General features: G+C 34.5%; 17 protein-coding genes and 1 rRNA gene. 10 read left to right on the plus strand and 8 right to left on the minus strand.

Annotation, left to right across the window (positions count from 1 at the left end; all coding sequences use genetic code 11):
- The first annotated feature begins 3 nt into the window (after positions 1-3).
- The 7 genes from E0W73_RS04665 (at position 4) to scpA (ending at position 7,225) form a co-directional block, all read left to right on the plus strand.
- Positions 4-1,131, plus strand: coding sequence for a methionine aminotransferase (locus E0W73_RS04665; protein WP_135220920.1), 1,128 nt, complete (start codon positions 4-6; stop codon positions 1,129-1,131).
- A gap of 74 nt (positions 1,132-1,205) precedes the next feature.
- Complete coding sequence (locus E0W73_RS04670; RefSeq protein ID WP_162847659.1) at positions 1,206-2,087, plus strand: SDR family oxidoreductase; 882 nt, start codon at positions 1,206-1,208, stop codon at positions 2,085-2,087.
- Positions 2,088-2,335: 248 nt separating this feature from the next.
- Positions 2,336-2,944, plus strand: coding sequence for a uridine kinase (udk, locus tag E0W73_RS04675; RefSeq protein ID WP_125723348.1), 609 nt, complete (start codon positions 2,336-2,338; stop codon positions 2,942-2,944).
- 203 nt (positions 2,945-3,147) lie between these two features.
- Positions 3,148-3,477: an FtsB family cell division protein gene (locus E0W73_RS04680; RefSeq protein ID WP_135220921.1), complete on the plus strand. Its 330-nt coding sequence runs from the start codon at positions 3,148-3,150 to the stop codon at positions 3,475-3,477.
- Between the two features lie 17 nt (positions 3,478-3,494).
- Positions 3,495-4,859 carry a methylmalonyl-CoA mutase subunit beta gene (locus E0W73_RS04685; protein ID WP_135220922.1) on the plus strand — a complete coding sequence of 455 codons (1,365 nt, stop codon included), beginning with the start codon at positions 3,495-3,497 and terminating at the stop codon, positions 4,857-4,859.
- Between the two features lie 38 nt (positions 4,860-4,897).
- A complete protein-coding gene (locus E0W73_RS21375; RefSeq protein WP_162847660.1) occupies positions 4,898-5,074 on the plus strand; it encodes a hypothetical protein in 177 nt (58 codons plus the stop codon).
- A gap of 12 nt (positions 5,075-5,086) precedes the next feature.
- Entirely contained in the window at positions 5,087-7,225 is a 2,139-nt protein-coding gene (gene scpA / locus E0W73_RS04690) for a methylmalonyl-CoA mutase (RefSeq protein ID WP_135220923.1), read from the plus strand.
- 40 nt (positions 7,226-7,265) lie between these two features.
- Here scpA and E0W73_RS04695 read toward each other — a convergent pair whose 3' ends face one another.
- From E0W73_RS04695 to dapF, 5 genes are all read right to left on the minus strand, one after another.
- The gene (locus E0W73_RS04695) at positions 7,266-7,904 is read right to left on the minus strand and encodes a peptidoglycan-binding protein LysM (RefSeq protein ID WP_135220924.1); all 639 of its coding nucleotides are present in this window, start codon (positions 7,902-7,904) and stop codon (positions 7,266-7,268) included.
- Between the two features lie 484 nt (positions 7,905-8,388).
- Positions 8,389-9,429 (minus strand): endolytic transglycosylase MltG, encoded by a 1,041-nt coding sequence (mltG, locus tag E0W73_RS04700; protein WP_135220925.1) that lies wholly within the window; start codon positions 9,427-9,429, stop codon positions 8,389-8,391.
- Between the two features lie 10 nt (positions 9,430-9,439).
- Positions 9,440-9,973 carry a GNAT family N-acetyltransferase gene (locus tag E0W73_RS04705; RefSeq protein WP_135220926.1) on the minus strand — a complete coding sequence of 178 codons (534 nt, stop codon included), beginning with the start codon at positions 9,971-9,973 and terminating at the stop codon, positions 9,440-9,442.
- Positions 9,970-10,905, minus strand: coding sequence for a tetratricopeptide repeat protein (locus E0W73_RS04710; protein WP_135220927.1), 936 nt, complete (start codon positions 10,903-10,905; stop codon positions 9,970-9,972). The genes E0W73_RS04705 and E0W73_RS04710 overlap by 4 nt, the downstream gene beginning before the upstream one ends.
- 14 nt (positions 10,906-10,919) lie before the next feature.
- On the minus strand, positions 10,920-11,702 hold the full coding sequence (dapF, locus tag E0W73_RS04715; RefSeq protein ID WP_135220928.1) for a diaminopimelate epimerase: 783 nt from the start codon (positions 11,700-11,702) through the stop codon (positions 10,920-10,922).
- Positions 11,703-11,863: 161 nt separating this feature from the next.
- Between dapF and E0W73_RS04720 the strand changes: the two genes are divergently transcribed.
- Both E0W73_RS04720 and E0W73_RS04725 read left to right on the plus strand, forming a co-directional pair.
- A complete protein-coding gene (locus E0W73_RS04720) occupies positions 11,864-13,261 on the plus strand; it encodes a trypsin-like peptidase domain-containing protein (protein WP_135220929.1) in 1,398 nt (465 codons plus the stop codon).
- 178 nt (positions 13,262-13,439) lie between these two features.
- Entirely contained in the window at positions 13,440-14,888 is a 1,449-nt protein-coding gene (locus E0W73_RS04725; protein WP_135220930.1) for a glyceraldehyde-3-phosphate dehydrogenase, read from the plus strand.
- Positions 14,889-14,941: 53 nt separating this feature from the next.
- Here the strand turns inward: E0W73_RS04725 and E0W73_RS04730 are convergent, their stop codons facing one another.
- Complete coding sequence (locus E0W73_RS04730; RefSeq protein WP_135220931.1) at positions 14,942-15,400, minus strand: Lrp/AsnC family transcriptional regulator; 459 nt, start codon at positions 15,398-15,400, stop codon at positions 14,942-14,944.
- A gap of 201 nt (positions 15,401-15,601) precedes the next feature.
- Here E0W73_RS04730 and ald point away from each other — a divergent pair, with 201 nt between their 5' ends.
- Entirely contained in the window at positions 15,602-16,720 is a 1,119-nt protein-coding gene (gene ald, locus E0W73_RS04735) for an alanine dehydrogenase (RefSeq protein ID WP_135220932.1), read from the plus strand.
- Between the two features lie 244 nt (positions 16,721-16,964).
- Here the strand turns inward: ald and pafA are convergent, their stop codons facing one another.
- A complete protein-coding gene (gene pafA / locus E0W73_RS04740; protein ID WP_135220933.1) occupies positions 16,965-18,587 on the minus strand; it encodes an alkaline phosphatase PafA in 1,623 nt (540 codons plus the stop codon).
- A gap of 357 nt (positions 18,588-18,944) precedes the next feature.
- Positions 18,945-19,018: ribosomal RNA gene (gene rrf / locus E0W73_RS21765) — 5S ribosomal RNA — on the minus strand; the annotation flags it as partial.

The raw sequence follows: 19,018 nt of genomic DNA on the forward strand, positions 1-19,018 counted from the left end.
TTTATGAGTAAACTCCCAAACGTAACCACAAGCATTTTTACGGTAATGTCTAAAATGGCGGCCGAATATAATGCTATAAATCTTTCGCAAGGATTTCCAAATTTTCCTGTTGATGAAAGATTAACCGATATTGTTGCGAGATTAGCAAAAGAAAACGTTCACCAATATACGCCAATGGCAGGTTATCCGCCGTTGATGAACAAAATTGCCAAACTGACTCAGAGTTCCTATAATAGAACAATCAATCCAGATATTGAGCTTTTGGTTACAGCGGGTGCGACACAGGGAATTTTTACTACGATTCTGGCTTTAGTAAAAGAAAATGACGAAGTCATTATTCTCGATCCTAGTTACGATTCGTACGAATCTCCTGTTTTATTATGCAAAGCAAAACCTGTTCGAGTTGCCTTAAACGATGATTATACGCCAAATTGGGAGAGGATTGAAAAAGCGTGTTCTGCTAAAACCAGAATGATGATTATCAATAATCCGCATAATCCGACGGGAAAAATTTTAAACGAAGCCGATTTTCTCGAATTAGAAAAAATCCTTTCCAAATATCCAGAAATCATCGTTTTGTCTGATGAAGTTTACGAATACATCACATTCGAAGAAAAACATATCTCAACCCACACCAAAGATTTTCTTTTAGACCGTTGTGTCATGGTTTCTTCTTTCGGAAAATCATTTCATATCACAGGTTGGAAAATAGGCTATACGATTGCACCTGAATATTTAATGAAAGAAATCAAAAAAGTGCATCAATTTTTGGTTTTCAGCGTAAATAGTATTTCTCAGTTTGCCATCAGCGAATATTTGGATGTTGTAGACGTAAATCTGCTGGGGAAATTCTATCAGGAAAAAAGAGATTATTTTCAAAAATTGCTTCGAAACAGTCGATTTGAACTGAAGCCCTGCGAAGGAACTTATTTTCAGGTTGCTTCGTACGCAAACATTTCAGACGAAGATGATGTGACTTTCTGCAAAAACTTAATTATCAATCATGGCGTTGCTGCAATTCCGATTTCTACTTTTTATTCGGATCATAAAGACCAGAAATTAATACGCTTTTGTTTCGCCAAAGACAACTTCACATTAGAGTCTGCATCAAAAAAATTATGTCAAATATAAAGTTTATTAAAATTTTATAACATTATTATGCATGCATCCTATTTTATTTGACTAATATTGTAAAAAGAAAAAGTATGAGCTACACAGACAAAATGTTACGTGACGATGCTTTAAAAGGCAAAGTCATTGTCGTTACAGGCGGCGGAAGTGGTTTAGGAAAAGCCATGACCAAATATTTTCTTGAATTAGGAGCGCAGGTAGCGATAACTTCTAGAGATTTAGAGAAGTTAAAAACTACAGCTGCCGAACTGGAAAGCCAGACTGGAGGCAAATGTTTGCCACTACAATGTGATGTTCGTCATTATGAAGAAGTAGAAAAAATGCTTGAAGAAACATTAAAAGTTTTCGGAAAAGTAGATGTTCTTTTAAACAATGCGGCTGGAAATTTTATTTCACCAACAGAAAGACTATCTGCAAATGCATTTGATACTGTTATAGATATTGTATTGAAAGGTTCTAAAAACTGTACACTAGCTTTTGGAAAACACTGGATCGACACCAAACAAACTTCGGCAACGATTTTGAACATAGTGACTACCTATGCTTGGACAGGATCGGCGTATGTTGTTCCGAGTGCCACAGCAAAAGCGGGCGTTTTGGCGATGACAAGAAGTCTTGCAGTCGAATGGGCAAAATACGGAATCCGTTCTAATGCCATTGCTCCGGGACCATTCCCTACAAAAGGAGCCTGGGACAGATTATTGCCTGGAGATCTTTCTGAAAAATTTGATATGGCCAAAAAAGTGCCATTAAAAAGAGTTGGAGACCATCAGGAATTAGCCAATTTAGCCGCTTATCTGGTTTCAGATTTTTCAGCTTATGTCAACGGAGAAGTAATCACAATTGATGGAGGCGAATGGCTAAAAGGCGCCGGACAATTCAATTTGTTAGAAGCAATTCCGGAAGAACTTTGGGATCAGCTTGAAATGATGATTAAAGCAAAAAAGAATAAATAATTACAAGTGCTTACTAAATTCAGAATATTTTTTAAAACTATACTGATTGCACGAAATCCCGAAGGTTTACTTTCGGGATTTTTTTGTTTTTTCACCATATAAGTAATATAAGTTCAATTAAGCGACATTTTGTTTAGACATCTTACAGCTTAAATTTACTTACATTACTTATATGGTTAAATTATATTATGTGTTTAGCAATTCAGTTAAATTATTATTTTTGCGAAACAAATTATAACATCAAATTTATGCTCATTATAGGAATCGCTGGGGGAACAGGAAGTGGAAAAACAACGGTAGTGCACCAAATCATGAACGAATTACCACATACTGAAGTGGGAGTCATTTCTCAAGATTCATATTATAAAGAAACTACCAATTTGTCTTTTGACGAAAGAGCATTAATCAACTTTGATCATCCACGCGCTATTGATTTTGAATTATTGGTAAAACATTTAAAAGCGCTTAAAGCTGGTGAAACAATTGATCAGCCTGTTTATTCTTTTATTCAGCACAACAGAACTGATGACACTGTTTCAACACATCCAAGAAAAGTAATGATTGTAGAAGGAATTTTAATTCTGACCAATCCGGAACTACGTGATATGTTCGACATTAAAATTTTCGTTCACGCCGATTCTGATGAAAGATTAATTCGTCGTTTAAAAAGAGATATTTCAGAAAGAGGACGCGATATCGACGAGGTTTTAAACCGTTACCAAACGACTTTAAAACCTATGCATGAGCAATTTATCGAACCATCTAAAGCTTTTGCAGACATCATTATCCCGAACGACAAATACAATACCGTAGCAATTGATGTGGTTCGTGCCGTAATTAATCAGAGAATTTCATAATTTTTATTGTAAATTTAAACCATAGAAATTAGGAGCTATTTCCCGATATTCGTTTCAAACGAAGTTCATTGAACTCCGCTTGAAATATAAATTAAGTGAAGTAATCTTTTGTGTCTTCTTTAAACAAACGAGACACAAAAGGATTTTCACTACTATCGGAGCTAGAAAAGACCAATCATATTCAAAAGAAATATTCGTTTAAAATGAAATTTAAAAATCCATACAAAGACAAAAAATGGTTCAAATACCTAGGCAACAAATACGTTTGGGTTCTGCTATTTTTTATTGTTTGGATGTTGTTTTTAGACAATTATTCCTATTTTGATCATCGTTTCTTAGATGAACAAATACATGAACTTGAGGATAATAAAACCTATTATCAGGAAGAAATAAAGAAGGATCAAGAGCAGATAAAGCAGCTCAAAAATCCGGAACAGATTGAGAAATATGCACGCGAAAAGTACTTTATGAAAAAAGACAGCGAAGATATTTACATCATTCAATTTGAAGGAGACACTATTCAAGAAGAATAACATAGAAAAAACAACCAATGGCCACTAACCTATTCGACGATTTTAATCCGATTTCATCCAAACAATGGAAACAAAAAATTCAGTTTGAATTGGATGGAGCCGACTACAATCAAACCGTGATTTGGAATTCTCCCGAAGATATTCAGGTAAAACCATTTTATCACGGCGACGAATTTTCTAAAAAAGCACATGTAAAAACTCAGGCATCTGATTTTAAAATCTGCCAGAATATCTTTGTTCACGATATCGAAAAATCGATTCGAAGAGCAAACAACACCCTTGAAAGAGGTGCCGAAAGCTTACGTTTTACGATTCAAAACGAAAATGCAGATGTAGCTAAACTATTGGAAAATCTTCCTTTGGAAAACAAAATCGTTTACTTCAATTTAAGTTTTCTCTCAATCGATTTCGTAAAAAGATTAAACCAAATATCTGTTACAAAAAAGGCGATATTTTATTGTAATCTAGATCCAATCGGGCAATTAGCGAGACAAGGCAACTGGTTTCTGACTTCTGATAAAAATAATTTCGAAACATTAGAAAAAATTTCAACAGAAGCTCCAAATCTTTCCTTATTAAGTATTGATTCTGGCTTATATCAAAATGCAGGGGCAAATATCACGCAGCAGATTGCGTATAGTTTAGCTCACGCAAACGAATATTTGAATCGTTTTGCTAATCAAACAAAATCTATAGTTTTTCAGATTTCGGTTGGAAGCAATTATTTCTTTGAAATTGCAAAACTTCGCGCGCTTAGAATGTTGTTTGATTTGATTGCTGGAGAATATAATTCCAATATCAAATGTCATTTTTTGGTTACACCAACCAAACGCAATAAAACAATTTACGATTATAACGTCAACATGCTTCGAACTACAACCGAATGCATGTCTGCAATTTTAGGAGGAGCTGATGCAATTGCCAATCTGCCCTACGACTCATTGTACCATAAAGACAATGAATTTGGAGATCGAATCGCCAGAAATCAGCTTTTAATCTTAAAACACGAAAGCTATTTTGATAAAGTAAACAATCCAGCCGATGGAAGTTATTATATCGAAAGCCTAACAATGCAACTGGCTGAAAAAAGTCTCGCTTTATTTAAAGATATAGAAGCTGAAGGAGGTTTCTTGAAACTTTTAAACGATGGTACTATCAAAAAGAAAATTCAGGAAAGTGCCACTAAAGAACAGGAATTGTTTGATTCTAAAAAAGAAATTTTGGTTGGCACGAATAAATATCCAAACAAAGAAGACCGAATGAAAAATGATTTAGAATTGTTTCCTTTCGTAAAAATCAAACCAAGAAAAACATTAATTACTCCAATTATTGAGAAAAGATTGGCAGAGAAAATGGAGCAAGAACGATTGGAACAAGAATAGAATCAGAAGCGAGTTATTGAACATAAATTTAGCGTATTATGAAAGACTTAAAAAATCAAAACGATTCAATAACTAAAACTGAATACAAAATTCCTAAATGTCAAATTGCTGAAGTTAGAAAACGAACAGAAGATTATTTAAAAAACCCAAATAATGTCTCTAGCAACGATGAATTTTTAAAAGAAATTGAAAGAGATTTAAATGTATTTAAATAACAATATTTACAATTGAGAAAAGACCTTAAACATATAAAGTTAAATGTAAAAAGTGAAACGTTAGATAAACTGACGCATAACTCTGAACCTGTAACTGAAAACTTCACCACAGCCGAAGGAATCGAAATCAAAAAAAACTATTCAGAGAAAGATATCGAAGAGTTAGAATTTCTAGATTTCGGAGCTGGTTTTGCACCAAATTTACGCGGACCATACGCTACTATGTATGTAAGACGCCCGTGGACCATTCGCCAATATGCCGGATTTTCGACTGCAGAAGAAAGTAATGCCTTCTATAAAAGAAACTTAGCTGCGGGTCAAAAAGGGCTTTCGATTGCTTTTGATTTGCCCACACACCGCGGTTACGATTCTGATCACGAGAGAGTTCTTGGAGATGTTGGAAAAGCTGGAGTTGCAATCGATTCTGTTGAAGATATGAAAATACTTTTCGATCAGATTCCGCTTGATGAAATGTCTGTATCAATGACCATGAACGGTGCTGTGCTGCCGATTATGGCTTTTTATATTGTTGCTGCAGAAGAACAAGGAGTTTCTCCAGAAAAATTGGCGGGAACAATCCAAAACGACATTCTGAAGGAGTTTATGGTTAGAAATACGTATATCTATCCGCCAGCTCCTTCGATGAAAATAATTGCAGATATTTTTGAATTTACGAGCAAAAAAATGCCAAAGTTCAATTCTATTTCTATTTCTGGTTATCATATGCAGGAAGCGGGAGCAACAGCAGATATTGAATTGGCCTACACTTTAGCTGACGGTTTAGAATATATTAGAACGGGATTATCAACCGGAATGACCATTGACGAATTTGCTCCACGCCTTTCATTCTTTTGGGCAATCGGAATGAATCATTTTATGGAAATTGCTAAAATGAGAGCTGGACGAATGATTTGGGCTAAATTATTACAGCAATTTAAGCCGAAAAGCGATAAATCTTTAGCACTACGAACCCACTGCCAAACCAGTGGCTGGAGCTTAACCGAACAAGATCCTTTTAATAATGTAGCCAGAACCTGCATAGAAGCTGCCGCTGCGGCTTTTGGAGGTACGCAATCTCTACATACCAATGCATTAGATGAAGCTATTGCGCTTCCTACAGACTTTTCAGCACGAATAGCCCGAAATACACAAATCTTTCTTCAGGAAGAAACCAAAATAACCAAAACAGTAGATCCTTGGGCGGGAAGTTATTATCTTGAAAGCCTAACGAATGATATAGCTGAGAAAACGTGGAAACTAATTGAGGAAGTAGAAGAACTGGGAGGAATGACCAAGGCAATTGAAGCTGGAATTCCGAAACTTAGAATTGAGGAAGCTGCCGCACGAAAACAGGCACGTATAGACAGCGGACAGGATATTATTGTAGGAGTAAATAAATTCCGCTTAGAGAAAGAAGATCCTTTGCATATACTTGATGTAGATAATCAATTGGTTCGCAGACAGCAAATCGAGCGTCTGAACAAAATTAAAGAAAAAAGAAATTCAGAAAAGGTAAACAGTTCACTAGATAAATTAATTCATTGTGCAAAAACGGGAGAAGGCAATCTATTAGAGATTGCAATCGACGCAGCAAGGAACAGAGCAACTTTAGGAGAAATAAGCAATGCTCTTGAAAGTGTTTTCGGCCGATTTAAAGCACAAATTAAATCCTTTAGCGGTGTGTATAGTGCAGCAATAAAAAACGACGAGTATTTTGAAAAAGCAAAAAAATTAGCAGATGTTTTTGCCAAACAAGAAGGAAGACGTCCTCGAATTATGATTGCCAAAATGGGACAGGACGGCCACGATCGAGGCGCCAAAGTAGTCGCAACAGGTTATGCAGATGTTGGTTTTGATGTAGATATCGGACCTCTTTTTCAAACTCCTGCTGAAGCTGCAAAGCAAGCCGTAGAAAACGACGTTCATATTCTTGGAGTTTCTTCTTTGGCTGCAGGTCATAAAACATTAGTACCGCAGGTTATAGAAGAATTAAAAAAACATGGTCGTGAAGATATTATGGTAATTGTCGGAGGCGTTATTCCGTCACAGGACTATCAATTTCTTTTTGACGCCGGTGCCGCAGCCGTTTTTGGTCCTGGAACCAAAATCAGTGAAGCTGCCATTAAAATTCTTGAAGCGTTAATTGATTAAAAAAAGAAAATCCCGAGAGCGGGATTTTCTTTTTTGCGTTTTAGTCGTTTACCGTTGCGTTATTATCTGCTTCTATAAAAGACAGATCATAACCTGCAAAATCTCTCATATAGCTCTTTAATGAAGTTCCGAAAGCATCTCTAAAATGTCTGCTTCCTTTGTTCTTAAAGAAGTTCTTTACAGAACCCGCACCTCCTAAATGAGCTGCCGCTAAAATTCCGGATTCGGTGATTTCTACACCGCTGATAATTTTGCCTTCATACCTTTCGATTTCATTGCGTAAAATCCATTTGTTTTTAGCTAATAAAGCCATGAAAGCTTTTTCTTGTAAAGCTGGGTCTTTTAAAAAGGCTTTGTCATCTTTGATTCCGATTGCTCTCAAAGCTTTAGAACCAAATTGATATTTTCCCATGTACCCCAAAGAATTTACTAATCTGTATTTTCCCTGAGATTCTTTAAAAGCCACTGCTTCTTTAAAACCTATAAGATGATTTCCTGTATATGGGACATTGGTGTTAGGATAATCATCCTTTTCTTTTGATGGAAAAATATATTCAGATCCATCAGTTTTTTCAGTAAGAAACCATGGTTTGGTTTCATAATCAGAGGGAATAAATCCCAAACTTAAAAATGTAATAATAACGACTAAACTCGCGTAAAAATACCATTTCTTTATCATAAATTGTTTTTCTTCAAGACGCTGTCACCCTCTTGAAATTTCTACGCTGCAAAGATAAGGCATTTTTAAAATATACTTAAAATCAGTGTTTTAGCATTTTTTAGACAAAATCAAAAATCGCTTTAATCCCAGTTATAGTAATGGATTCGAAAAGATTTTAAACCAAATTTTTTAGCTTCGAAAATTGAAAATTGGTCGCAAAAAAAATCGAATTTTATATAAATTTTAAGGAAATCTCATTAAAAAGAAAGAAATAACCTACAATAGAAAAGCTGTTTTTATGCAAATTTTGAAAAAGCTCTTTTTCAATTTTATAAAATTTACCATTAAAAAATGTTTATTTTTTTATTAAGCTAAATCAAAAATTACGCAAAATAGTAATTTGATAATTTTCTAATTTTCTTGACTTTTTTTAAAGAAAGGACAATAAAAAACCGAAGTACATTTTACTTCGGTTTCCTAATCGTTTTTAGCATTATCACAGTTATCTCGTCACACCCTGACTAGCAATCCAGTCCGAATATTTTTTTGCATTTACATTATGTTCCGCCAATGTCGAGGCAAATTCATGATAGCCGAATCTTTCTACACTTGCACAGAAGTAGATAAAATCGTTTTTCTCTGGATTTATAACTGCTTCAAGAGCTGTAATATCAGGCATAGCAATTGGTCCTGGCGGAAGTCCTTTATTCACGTAAGTGTTGTAAGGAGATCTCATTACAAGATCATTATAAAAAACTCTTTTTATAACCTGTTCAAAATTATTATCTCTTAATTTTAGAGCGTAAATTACTGTTGGATCTGCTTGCAAGGGCATTTCTAAACGTAAACGGTTTAAATATACACCAGCAATACGTGGTCTTTCATCTTTCTTAACTGACTCTTTATGAACAATTGAAGCCAAAATAGTTGCCTGAACCGGAGTTAGGCCTTGTGCTTTTGCTTTTGCAATTCGCTCCTCTGTCCAGAAATTATGATATTCTTTAATCATTTTATCACGGAATTTCTCTGCAGAAGTATTCCAATAGATTTCATAGGTATTGGGAATAAACATTGCAAAAACATTTTCCTCATTAAATCCGTTTTCGGCCAAAAAAGCGGGGTCTTTGATTGCTTTTAATAACGATATACTGTCAGCTTCGATTTCGGCACCAATTCTTCCTGCAAAATTCTCAAGACGCTCCTGATTATTAAAAACCAATTTTACTGGAATATTAGAACGCATCGCTCGAACCAAATCGATGTTGTTCATATCTTTCTTTAAAAGAAAACGTCCCGATTTTACATTTTCTGGATAGCTTCTTTTTTCAGCCACTAACTCAAAATTGTCAAAATTCTTTACGTAGGGTTCTAATATTTTCTTTACATCAGTATAAGTAGCGCCAGTTGGTACATATACATAGAGTTCTTTTTCTTCAAATTTGGTATTTGCACCAAATATTCTGCTGATTAAAATAAATCCATAAATCAATAAGACAGAAATTATGGCTACGGCACTTATCGTGATAATTTTTTTTAGACTCAAAGCTTAAAGTTTAAATTTGTTTATTAATCAATTGAAAAATTGCTTCGTCGTGATAGTGGTTCTCAAGCAATATCCAATCCTTTTTTATTCCAATTTTATTGAAACCAAATTTAGTAAAAAGAGCTATACTAGCTTCATTATTTGTACTAATATTTGCATAAAGCTGATGAAGATTTAAATTGAAAAAAGAATACTTAATTAAAAGCTCTAAAGCCTCAGAACCAATATTTTGACCTCTATTTTCATTTTTATGAATCACAATACCAACTCCAGCCCTATTATTTTTAGGGTCAAAATCAAATAAGTCTATTAATCCGATTGCGGGAAAATCTTCGTCCTGACAGATTGCCAGACGTAATTGTTTGGCTTCGTAAATATCCTGTTGTGCATTCTCAAGATACTGTCGAATCAGATAACGGCTATATGGCGTATTGGTATTGCTAACTTCCCAAATACTTTGATCATTCTCCATTTCATAAACAAACTCCAAATCCTGAGGTTCGAGTGCGCGTAGATAAATATTTTCACCTTTGAGTGTTATCATTCTCTTGTTTTAGATTGTGGCGTGTTGTTCTTAGAACGAAAAAGCAAATATAAAAGACTAAGTGATATGACAACTAAAATTACTGACAGTAAAGTTCTGACATAATCAAAATCTGGATTTACTACCTCTTTCTTATTTTTTTGAGCCAATTTGGGAGTTAATACATGATTGACATAAGTTAATCTTTTTTCAAAAATTTTGCTGCTAAAACCATATTCTTTTGCTTTTGTAAATATTTCTTTTGCCGTATGAAACTCTCCTTTAATAATTTTTATGTTTCCTAACTCAAACAATAAAACAGCTATTATACTATCTTTTGGTTGAATAAAAGATATTCTTTCATTTAATTGATAATACAGCGATTTATCTAATTTATTTAACGCGATTGTATCCATTTTATAAACAGGCTTAACTTCATTTCCAAAGTCAGTGCCCAACAGAAACTGCGTACTGTAAAAGTCTTTTCCATTAATTTTTGCTTCTAAAATTCTCGAATGCAGCCATTCAGAGCCATTATGTGATTTCGGGTTAATGGCAATCGATTTATTAATCCATTTTAAGGCTTCTTCATTATTCCCCATCAATTCATACAATGTTCCCACATTTGAAGCCGTAGAATATCTGTTAGGTTTTAACTTTTCAATCTCTAGGTATAGTTTTAAAGCTTCATCATACTTTTGTTCTAGAATTAAAATATAACCTTTATCAGACAAATAATCTAAATCTTTTGTTTTTCGATAAAGACTATCCAACTCAAATTTGTAACGGCTCGCATATTTACCAATAATAAAATTATGACCAAAGGGCAACTTATCTGCATAATCTAAATAAAGGTAATGCCCATTTTTCATCACATATTTTTCTCCGTTCAAGCAGGCTTGACTGCTTAGACTAATGAAAAAAAGTATTAAAATAAAAAAGATTTTTTTCAAAACTCAATGTAGAATTAGATTTCGACCGTTCCTTTGAAAACGAATTTTGCTGGTCCAGTTAGAAACACGTTTGTAAAATTTTCTCCTAATTTATCAAAAGATACAACAAGTTTTCCTCCTTCAACATTTAAATTGATCGAAGTCTTATCCGTTTCTCCAATAGCATTCATAGCGATAGCTACAGCGGTCGCTCCTGTGCCGCAAGCCAAGGTTTCATCTTCTACTCCTCTTTCGTACGTTCTTAATGAAAAAGTACTATCATCCACTTTTTTGACAAAATTGACATTGCTTCCCTTTTCGCCATACAATTCCCCATATCGAATTGCGGCTCCATTTTCTTTCACATTATAATGTTCAAGATCATCCACAATCTGAACGTGATGAGGAGAGCCTGTATTTAAAAAAGTATAAGATTCTTTTTTCTGTATTTCATCAACATCAATCATTTGCAAAGAAACAATTGAATCGGTGCCCACAGATGCATGATGCAGACCGTCTGTCGCTATAAATGTCGTTTTGTCATTAATCACCCCCAACTGATTTGCGAAGGCAACCAAACAGCGTCCGCCATTTCCGCACATCGAACTTTGGTTTCCGTCTGAGTTGTAATACACCATTCTAAAATCTGTTTCGTCATCATTTTCAAGCAAGATTAATCCATCAGCTCCAATTCCGAAACGTCTGTCACACAGGCGTTCAACAAGTTTAACATCCTCTTTAGGAAAGAAATCTGAACGGTTATCAATCATTACAAAATCGTTTCCTGTACCTTGGTATTTATAAAATTCTATCTGCATTTTTTAGTTGTTAGAAATACAAAAGTACGAACTATTAATTAATGAAATGTTAATCATTGTTAAAGAGCGTTAAACCATTTTTTCGAATAATTTTTTGGCATAATTTTACGTTGTAAATGTTAAAAAGCATACACCTAAAAAACTTAAAACATAATTGTAATATGAAAAGATTTTCAACCTTATTTTTAGTTTCACTGCTTAGCGGCGCTACTACTCTTGGTGCTTACAAATTGCTTTTTGAAAGTAATTCTTTATTTGGAAAAGGAAATTCTGTTGTTACTCTTGCCCCGAATTCATTTGGGAAGAATGTTGGTTTAGGAGCTGAAACGGTTGATTTTACCGAAGCGGCCGACAAAACTATCCACACTGTTGTTCACGTTAAAAATGTTTCTAGAAGGACCGTAAGCAATCCGATGCTTGAATTTTTCTACGGCTATGGCGGACAGCAACAACAAGAACAAGTTGGAACTGGTTCTGGTGTCATAATTTCTGAAGACGGTTACATCGTGACTAATAATCACGTAATAAAAGATGCTACCGAAATCGAAATTACCTTGAACAATAAAAAATCGTACAAGGCAAAACTAATTGGCACCGACTCTAAAATGGACATTGCTCTTTTAAAAATAAATGCCGACGAAAAACTACCTTACACTGCTTTTGCAAATTCAGACAGCGTAAAAGTCGGCGAATGGGTATTGGCTGTTGGTAATCCGTACAATCTAACATCAACTGTTACTGCCGGAATTGTTTCGGCCAAAGCCAGAAATTTAGACCAGAGCGGTATTCAGTCCTTTATACAAACCGACGCAGCGGTTAACCCTGGTAATAGTGGTGGGGCGCTAGTAAATGCGAGAGGAGAATTAATTGGTATTAATACTATGATTTCTTCTATGACAGGTTCTTATGTTGGATATTCATTTGCGGTTCCATCAAATATTGCCCGTAAAATCATCGAAGACATTATGGAGTATGGAAATGTACAAAGAGGGATTTTAGGCGTTGAAGGAGGCGAACTTAACAGCACAGCTTCTAAAGAATTAGGTATTTCTGAAACTCAAGGCTTTTATATAAACCGAGTTTCTAAAAATTCTGGGGCTGAAAAAGCAGGTCTAGCCAAAGGCGATATCATCGTAAAATTAGATGAGCAGAACATTTCGACATACGCTGATCTATCAGGTTACATCAATACGAAACGTCCAAACGATGTTGTGAAAGTAACGTATATTAAAGACGGAAAAACAAGAACAGTTCCGGTTACTTTAAGCAAAAACGAGTTTTATAGTGCAGAATTTAAAGGAATCGAATTAGAAAATATTGATGCTGCAGATAAAAAAAGGTTCAGAATTGATTACGGAGTTAAAATTAAAAACATCTCTAATGAAAATTTAATGCAATATCAAAACGAATTGCTTGGCAACATCATCTTAAGTATCGATAATGTAAAAGCTACAAATGTCGAAACTGTTTCGAAACTTTTGAGTAAAAAAGATGAAGGTCAAAGCGTACGAATTGAAATGATCAATAAAAATGGTGAGATTTTCAGAATTATAATATAATCTAAGTTTAGCATCTTCAGTAAAACTGAAGAAACTACTCAACTCAAAAAGCCATCTTAAAAATTTAAGATGGCTTTTTCAATTGCAAAAAATAAATGCTAAAATAGTTTACGAAATCGATTGAAATAGATACTTTTGCCCAAAATTTTAAAATAGTGAGCATTTTATTTTTTTAATTATGAGCAAAAAATCTTTGTACCAAAAAGAGGTATCGTTACAAATCGACCGTCGTAAAGCAGGAGTCGAATTAATTAAAGTCATAAGCGATTTATGGTATGACAAATCCATCGAAATGGTTTTATTTAAAAATCAGTTACTGGATAAAAATGTGAGTGACATCATCAATCTGCATCAATATGCTGGTGAATTTGTCGGTAAGCCCATCACCATTTTTGATTCGGTCGAAATCGCAAAAGTCGTATCATCACTAGATCTACCACCAGCCAAAATCGATTTAGGTAAACTTACATATGAGTATTGTCTGGAAGAAGAAAAATATCCCGACGCAAGATATTTTGTCTTGGATAAATTGAAAAACGCAAAATCATCCAAAGAGATTCAGCCCAAGGATGTCGTTTTATACGGTTTCGGAAGAATTGGACGTTTATTAGCAAGAGAGCTGATGTCTAAGACTGGAAAAGGAAACCAACTAAGATTGAGAGCAATTGTTACCCGTGACAAAAATGATACTTCAAGTTTAGAGAAACGAGCTTCTCTACTTCAATATGATTCCATTCATGGTGATTTCCAAGGATCCGTAATGACCGATTCAAAGAACAATGCTTTAATCATAAACGGAACTACTGTTCATATGATAACAGCAAATTCTCCCGAAGAAATTGATTATACGGCTTACGAAATTAATGAAGCATTGATAATTGACAATACTGGTGCATTTACGACCGAAGAAGCTTTAAAAAGGCATTTATCTTCAAAAGGCGCTACGAGAGTTTTATTGACAGCACCTGGAAAAGGCGTTCCAAATATTGTTTATGGAGTAAATCATAATGAGTACAATCCCGACCAGACCGCTATTTTTTCTGCTGCATCTTGCACTACAAATGCAATCACCCCAGTCTTAAAAGCAATTGAAGACTCGATTGGAATTGTAAAAGGGCATTTGGAAACTATTCATGCCTATACAAACGACCAAAATCTAGTAGACAATATGCATAGAAAATATAGACGAGGGCGAGCTGCAGCATTAAACATGGTTATTACCGAAACAGGTGCAGGAAGTGCTGTCGCAAAAGCGTTGCCATCATTAGAAGGAAAACTCACCTCAAATGCCATAAGAGTTCCTGTGCCCAATGGATCATTAGTAGTCTTAAATTTGGAAGTGAAAAAAGCAGTAACAATTGCCGGAATCAATAAAATAATGAAAAAATATGCTCTTGAAGGAGAATTGGTCGAGCAAATAAAATATTCACTGAATAATGAATTGGTTTCTTCGGATATTGTCGGAACTTCCGCTCCTTCAATCTATGATAGCAATGCAACCATCGTATCCAAAGATGGCAAAAATATTGTACTTTATATTTGGTACGATAACGAGTACGGATACAGCCACCAAGTTATCCGTTTGGCAAAATACATAGCCAAGGTGAGAAGATTTACTTACTATTAATATATTTTTTTTTATTCAAAAAGGCCATCTCCAATTTAGAGGTGGCTTTTAGTTTATATAGGGAGTACTGTGGTGCTTTTAACCTCAGAAATCACAAAAACAGTGTTGATTAAAGACACTTCTGGCAAAACAGATAATTTCTTTTGGTGAAAATGATGATAACTTTCCATATCCGGAATGATAATTTTTAGCATATAATCAAAATTCCCAGAAACATAATTGCACTCAACAACTTCGGGCATTTCCAAAATTGCTTGATTAAAGCCTTCTGACGTATCGTAAGTTTGTTTAGTTAAAGTGACCTGACAGTAAACCGTTAAATTATTCCCTAGTTTTTTCTTGTCTAAAAGTGTGACATATTTTTCGATAATACCATCTTTTTCAAGACGTTTTACCCGATCATGAACGGGGGTTAAAGACAAATTTATTTTGTTTGCAATATCCTTCAAAGTATAATGTGCATCTTGCTGTAAAAGCCGTAGGATTTTTTTGTCAATTTCATCTAAAGCCATAACGAAAACGTTTTATTTAAAATACTCGATTTTAGTCATTTTTTCTTTTTGAAGAATAAAATTTGATTTTAAACAGAATAATTTTCTGTAAAAATAAAAAATAAAATAATATTTTCTTATTTATTAATCATTAAACCATAATTTATTCGCTATCTGTAGATTTGTAAAACAATTTCAACAAAAACAAAAAAATATAACAAAATGATAATAGGTGTTCCAAAAGAAATAAAAAATAATGAAAACCGCGTTGCTTTGACTCCTGCTGGTGTTTCTGAAATGAAAAAACACGGACATACAGTGTACGTTCAATCTACTGCAGGTTTAGGAAGCGGATTTGCTGATGAAGAGTATGCTCAAGCTGGTGCTGTAGTTCTTGCAACAATCGAAGAAGTTTATGCCATTGCTGAAATGATTATAAAAGTAAAAGAGCCTATTGCTTCTGAATATCCTTTAATCAAAAAAGACCAATTGTTATTTACTTACTTTCACTTTGCTTCTTCAGAAGAACTAACTCATGCAATGTTGGAAAGAGGAGCTGTATGCTTAGCTTACGAAACTGTAGAAAAAACAGACCGTAGCCTACCGCTTTTAGTGCCAATGTCTGAGGTTGCAGGTCGTATGGCAATTCAGCAAGGAGCAAAATATCTTGAAAAACCATTAAAAGGAAGAGGAATTCTTTTAGGAGGTGTTCCTGGTGTTCCGCCAGCAAAAGTTTTGGTTTTAGGTGGAGGAATCGTAGGAACTCAAGCCGCAAAAATGGCTGCAGGTTTAGGAGCTCAAGTAACTATCATGGATTTGAGTTTACCACGTTTACGCCAATTAGATGACATTATGCCTGCAAACGTAAATACAGAAATGTCTAACCACTACAACATTACAAGAGCAATTAAAGATGCTGACTTAATTGTTGGTGCAGTTCTAATTCCGGGAGCAAAAGCGCCACACTTAATTACTCGTGACATGCTTAAATTAATGCGTCCAGGAACTGTAGTTGTTGACGTTGCAGTTGACCAAGGAGGGTGTATTGAAACTTGTACTCCAACAACTCACGAAAACCCGACTTTTATTATTGATGATATTGTTCACTATTGTGTTGCTAATATGCCGGGAGCTGTTCCGTACACCTCTACTTTAGCTTTAACAAATGCAACGTTACCATATGCTGTACAATTAGCAAACAAAGGATGGCAAAAAGCTTGCGCAGAAAACGACGAACTGAAAAAAGGACTAAACGTAGCTAACGGAAAAATTCTTTACAAAGGAGTAGCCGAAGCTTGGAATCTTCCTTATGACGAAGAAATAGTATTAGCAAACGCATAGTGTTAATACTGATAAGTGCTTACAAACACTAAATTTAAAAGAGGCTGTCTCAAAAGTTAGACTGCCTTTTTTTTGTTTGAATAATTCTCAAAATTATCCAATTACGCCAAATATTTATTGGTTAATTACAATTTAACCTCCTTTTAGAGTGTTATTTGTAATCAATAAAGCTTATTTAAATTTTGAGACAGCCTCTTTTGTGTATAAAAAAACCTGCCTTAAAAGACAGGTTTTTGTTGTATTCTTATTTCTGATTTTCATCTAATATTTCAGTCATTACTTTAGCCTCTGTTCCGTTCGGAAAAGTAACCTTGATTTTCTGAGCGATGGTAGGTGCAATTTCAGTTATTGCTTTTTTATCATAAGATTCCCCTTTCTTTATATGCCATCCAAAAAATATCGCAGGAACATGCGTATCATAAGTATAAGCAGTTCCGTGTGAAGTTCCTGTTGTTGAATACTGAATATCTCCGGGTTTGTCAATAATTACTATATCTCCATTCTGCGTAACATCATATCCCTTAGCCACAAAATTTAAATAGTAATCATTACCCGAATTAGCTAAAATTTCTTCTTCCGTATAAGCTTTTTTAATATGAGGCTGTGCAATTAGATATTCTTTAAAAGCTTGTTTAACTTTCACCAAATCCAATCCTTTTTCTTTAATTAAGGGCTTATTAAAAAATACATTAAAGTTTGAATAATTTAAAAGCAAATCAATGCCAAAAGTCTTTACAGAAAAATCCTGAAGTCCCTTTCTAACATCCTTAGAAGGATAGTTATCTACGTTATATTTTCTATCCTTTAAATAAATAACATTTTCAGCTCCTGCATGATCAGCAGTTAAAAACAATAAATAATTGCCTTTCCCAACTGTTTTATCAAGATAAGTCAAAAAATCAGCTATTGTTTGGTCTAATCTTAAATAAGTGTCCTGTAATTCCATAGAACGAGGCCCTAACAAATGACCAACATAGTCTGTAGAAGAAAAGCTAACTGTCAAAAAATCCGTGATATTATCTTTTCCGAGTTCTTCTTTCTCAATTGCTCGCTTAGCAAATTCTGCTAATAAATCATTACCAAAAGGAGTTGAACGAATTATTCCAGCATCGTTCTTGTCATACATCTTTTTTAAATCATAAGGAAAAACTGGCGCGCTGCTTCCAAAAAGTTTGCCCTCATACGGATTATTATCAGGAAGACTCTCATTATAAGTAGAAACAGGTTTAAATAAATCCCAACCCTTTTCGATATAATTCATGTAATGTTTTTCATTGTTGAATTGTGACACCCATTCAGGCAATTTATCGCCATAAAAAGTACTCGAAATAAAATCCCCCGTTTTACTGTACCAGAAAGCCCAGTTAGCAAAATGACCCGCTGGCAAAATTGCACCGCGGTCTTTTAAACTCATTCCAATAACCTTTCCGTTAAAATTGGTTGCCATTCTCACTTCATCGGTGATCGTAGTACTCAAGAGATTTTTTGGAGACATTGCCCCCTCTTCAGCTGTGCCATTGCCTACAGTAACTACAGAAGCATCGTCTGTACAATACATTTCTTTTCCCAAAGTTCGGCTGAACCATTCGTTCCCTACAATTCCATGTGTCGCAGGAGTAGTTCCTGTATAAACTGAAGCATGTCCCGGTGCAGTATAGGTAGGAACATAATTATAATGCATATTCTGAAAAGTATATCCATTATTCATTAATCTTTTGAATCCGTTTGGTGAAAAATCATCTGAAAAACGATATAAATATTCCATTTTCATTTGATCGACAACTATACCTACAACTAATTTGGGACGTTGTTGTGCACTTAAATTTGTGATGACAAAAAGTGCAAACAGTAAAATACTTTTCTTCATGTTTAATAAATAATTTAAATACAAAAATACTCATTCAAATTCTAAAATTCTAAAGTATCGACAGCTAAGACCAACAATTGACTATAATTTAACAAAAACTGAATAAAAGAAACTTGAAGTTAAACATTTATGGCGTTTCCCTCCGGGCCGTGCTGTCCGCTGTATCTTTTGCTTTTTAAAGAAAAAGCAAAAGGATGCCGCTACCATCCCTAACGCAAGCAGTCCTTAAGAAAGTCTTGGGTTTCCTGTGTAGTTTATTGAAGTTGAATGGAATTTGCAATTTCAAAAATTGTCTTTTCTTGAAATATCATAAAACAAAAAAAATCCTCATCAACTGAATGATGAGGATTCTTGAAAGAAAGGCGACGACATACTCTCCCACAATGATGCAGTACCATCTGCGCAGGCGGGCTTAACTTCTCTGTTCGGAA

This window comes from Flavobacterium foetidum, assembly GCF_004634245.1.
Taxonomy (GTDB): Bacteria; Bacteroidota; Bacteroidia; order Flavobacteriales; family Flavobacteriaceae; genus Flavobacterium; species Flavobacterium foetidum.

Coding starts and splice junctions, on each gene's coding strand:
- E0W73_RS04665 (WP_135220920.1), top strand. CDS start 4: ATGAGTAAACTCCCAAACGTAACCACAAGCATTTTTACGGTAATGTCT.
- E0W73_RS04670 (WP_162847659.1), top strand. CDS start 1,206: ATGAGCTACACAGACAAAATGTTACGTGACGATGCTTTAAAAGGCAAA.
- udk (WP_125723348.1), top strand. CDS start 2,336: ATGCTCATTATAGGAATCGCTGGGGGAACAGGAAGTGGAAAAACAACG.
- E0W73_RS04680 (WP_135220921.1), top strand. CDS start 3,148: ATGAAATTTAAAAATCCATACAAAGACAAAAAATGGTTCAAATACCTA.
- E0W73_RS04685 (WP_135220922.1), top strand. CDS start 3,495: ATGGCCACTAACCTATTCGACGATTTTAATCCGATTTCATCCAAACAA.
- E0W73_RS21375 (WP_162847660.1), top strand. CDS start 4,898: ATGAAAGACTTAAAAAATCAAAACGATTCAATAACTAAAACTGAATAC.
- E0W73_RS04695 (WP_135220924.1), bottom strand. CDS start 7,904: ATGATAAAGAAATGGTATTTTTACGCGAGTTTAGTCGTTATTATTACA.
- E0W73_RS04705 (WP_135220926.1), bottom strand. CDS start 9,973: ATGATAACACTCAAAGGTGAAAATATTTATCTACGCGCACTCGAACCT.
- dapF (WP_135220928.1), bottom strand. CDS start 11,702: ATGCAGATAGAATTTTATAAATACCAAGGTACAGGAAACGATTTTGTA.
- E0W73_RS04720 (WP_135220929.1), top strand. CDS start 11,864: ATGAAAAGATTTTCAACCTTATTTTTAGTTTCACTGCTTAGCGGCGCT.
- E0W73_RS04725 (WP_135220930.1), top strand. CDS start 13,440: ATGAGCAAAAAATCTTTGTACCAAAAAGAGGTATCGTTACAAATCGAC.
- E0W73_RS04730 (WP_135220931.1), bottom strand. CDS start 15,400: ATGGCTTTAGATGAAATTGACAAAAAAATCCTACGGCTTTTACAGCAA.
- ald (WP_135220932.1), top strand. CDS start 15,602: ATGATAATAGGTGTTCCAAAAGAAATAAAAAATAATGAAAACCGCGTT.
- pafA (WP_135220933.1), bottom strand. CDS start 18,587: ATGAAGAAAAGTATTTTACTGTTTGCACTTTTTGTCATCACAAATTTA.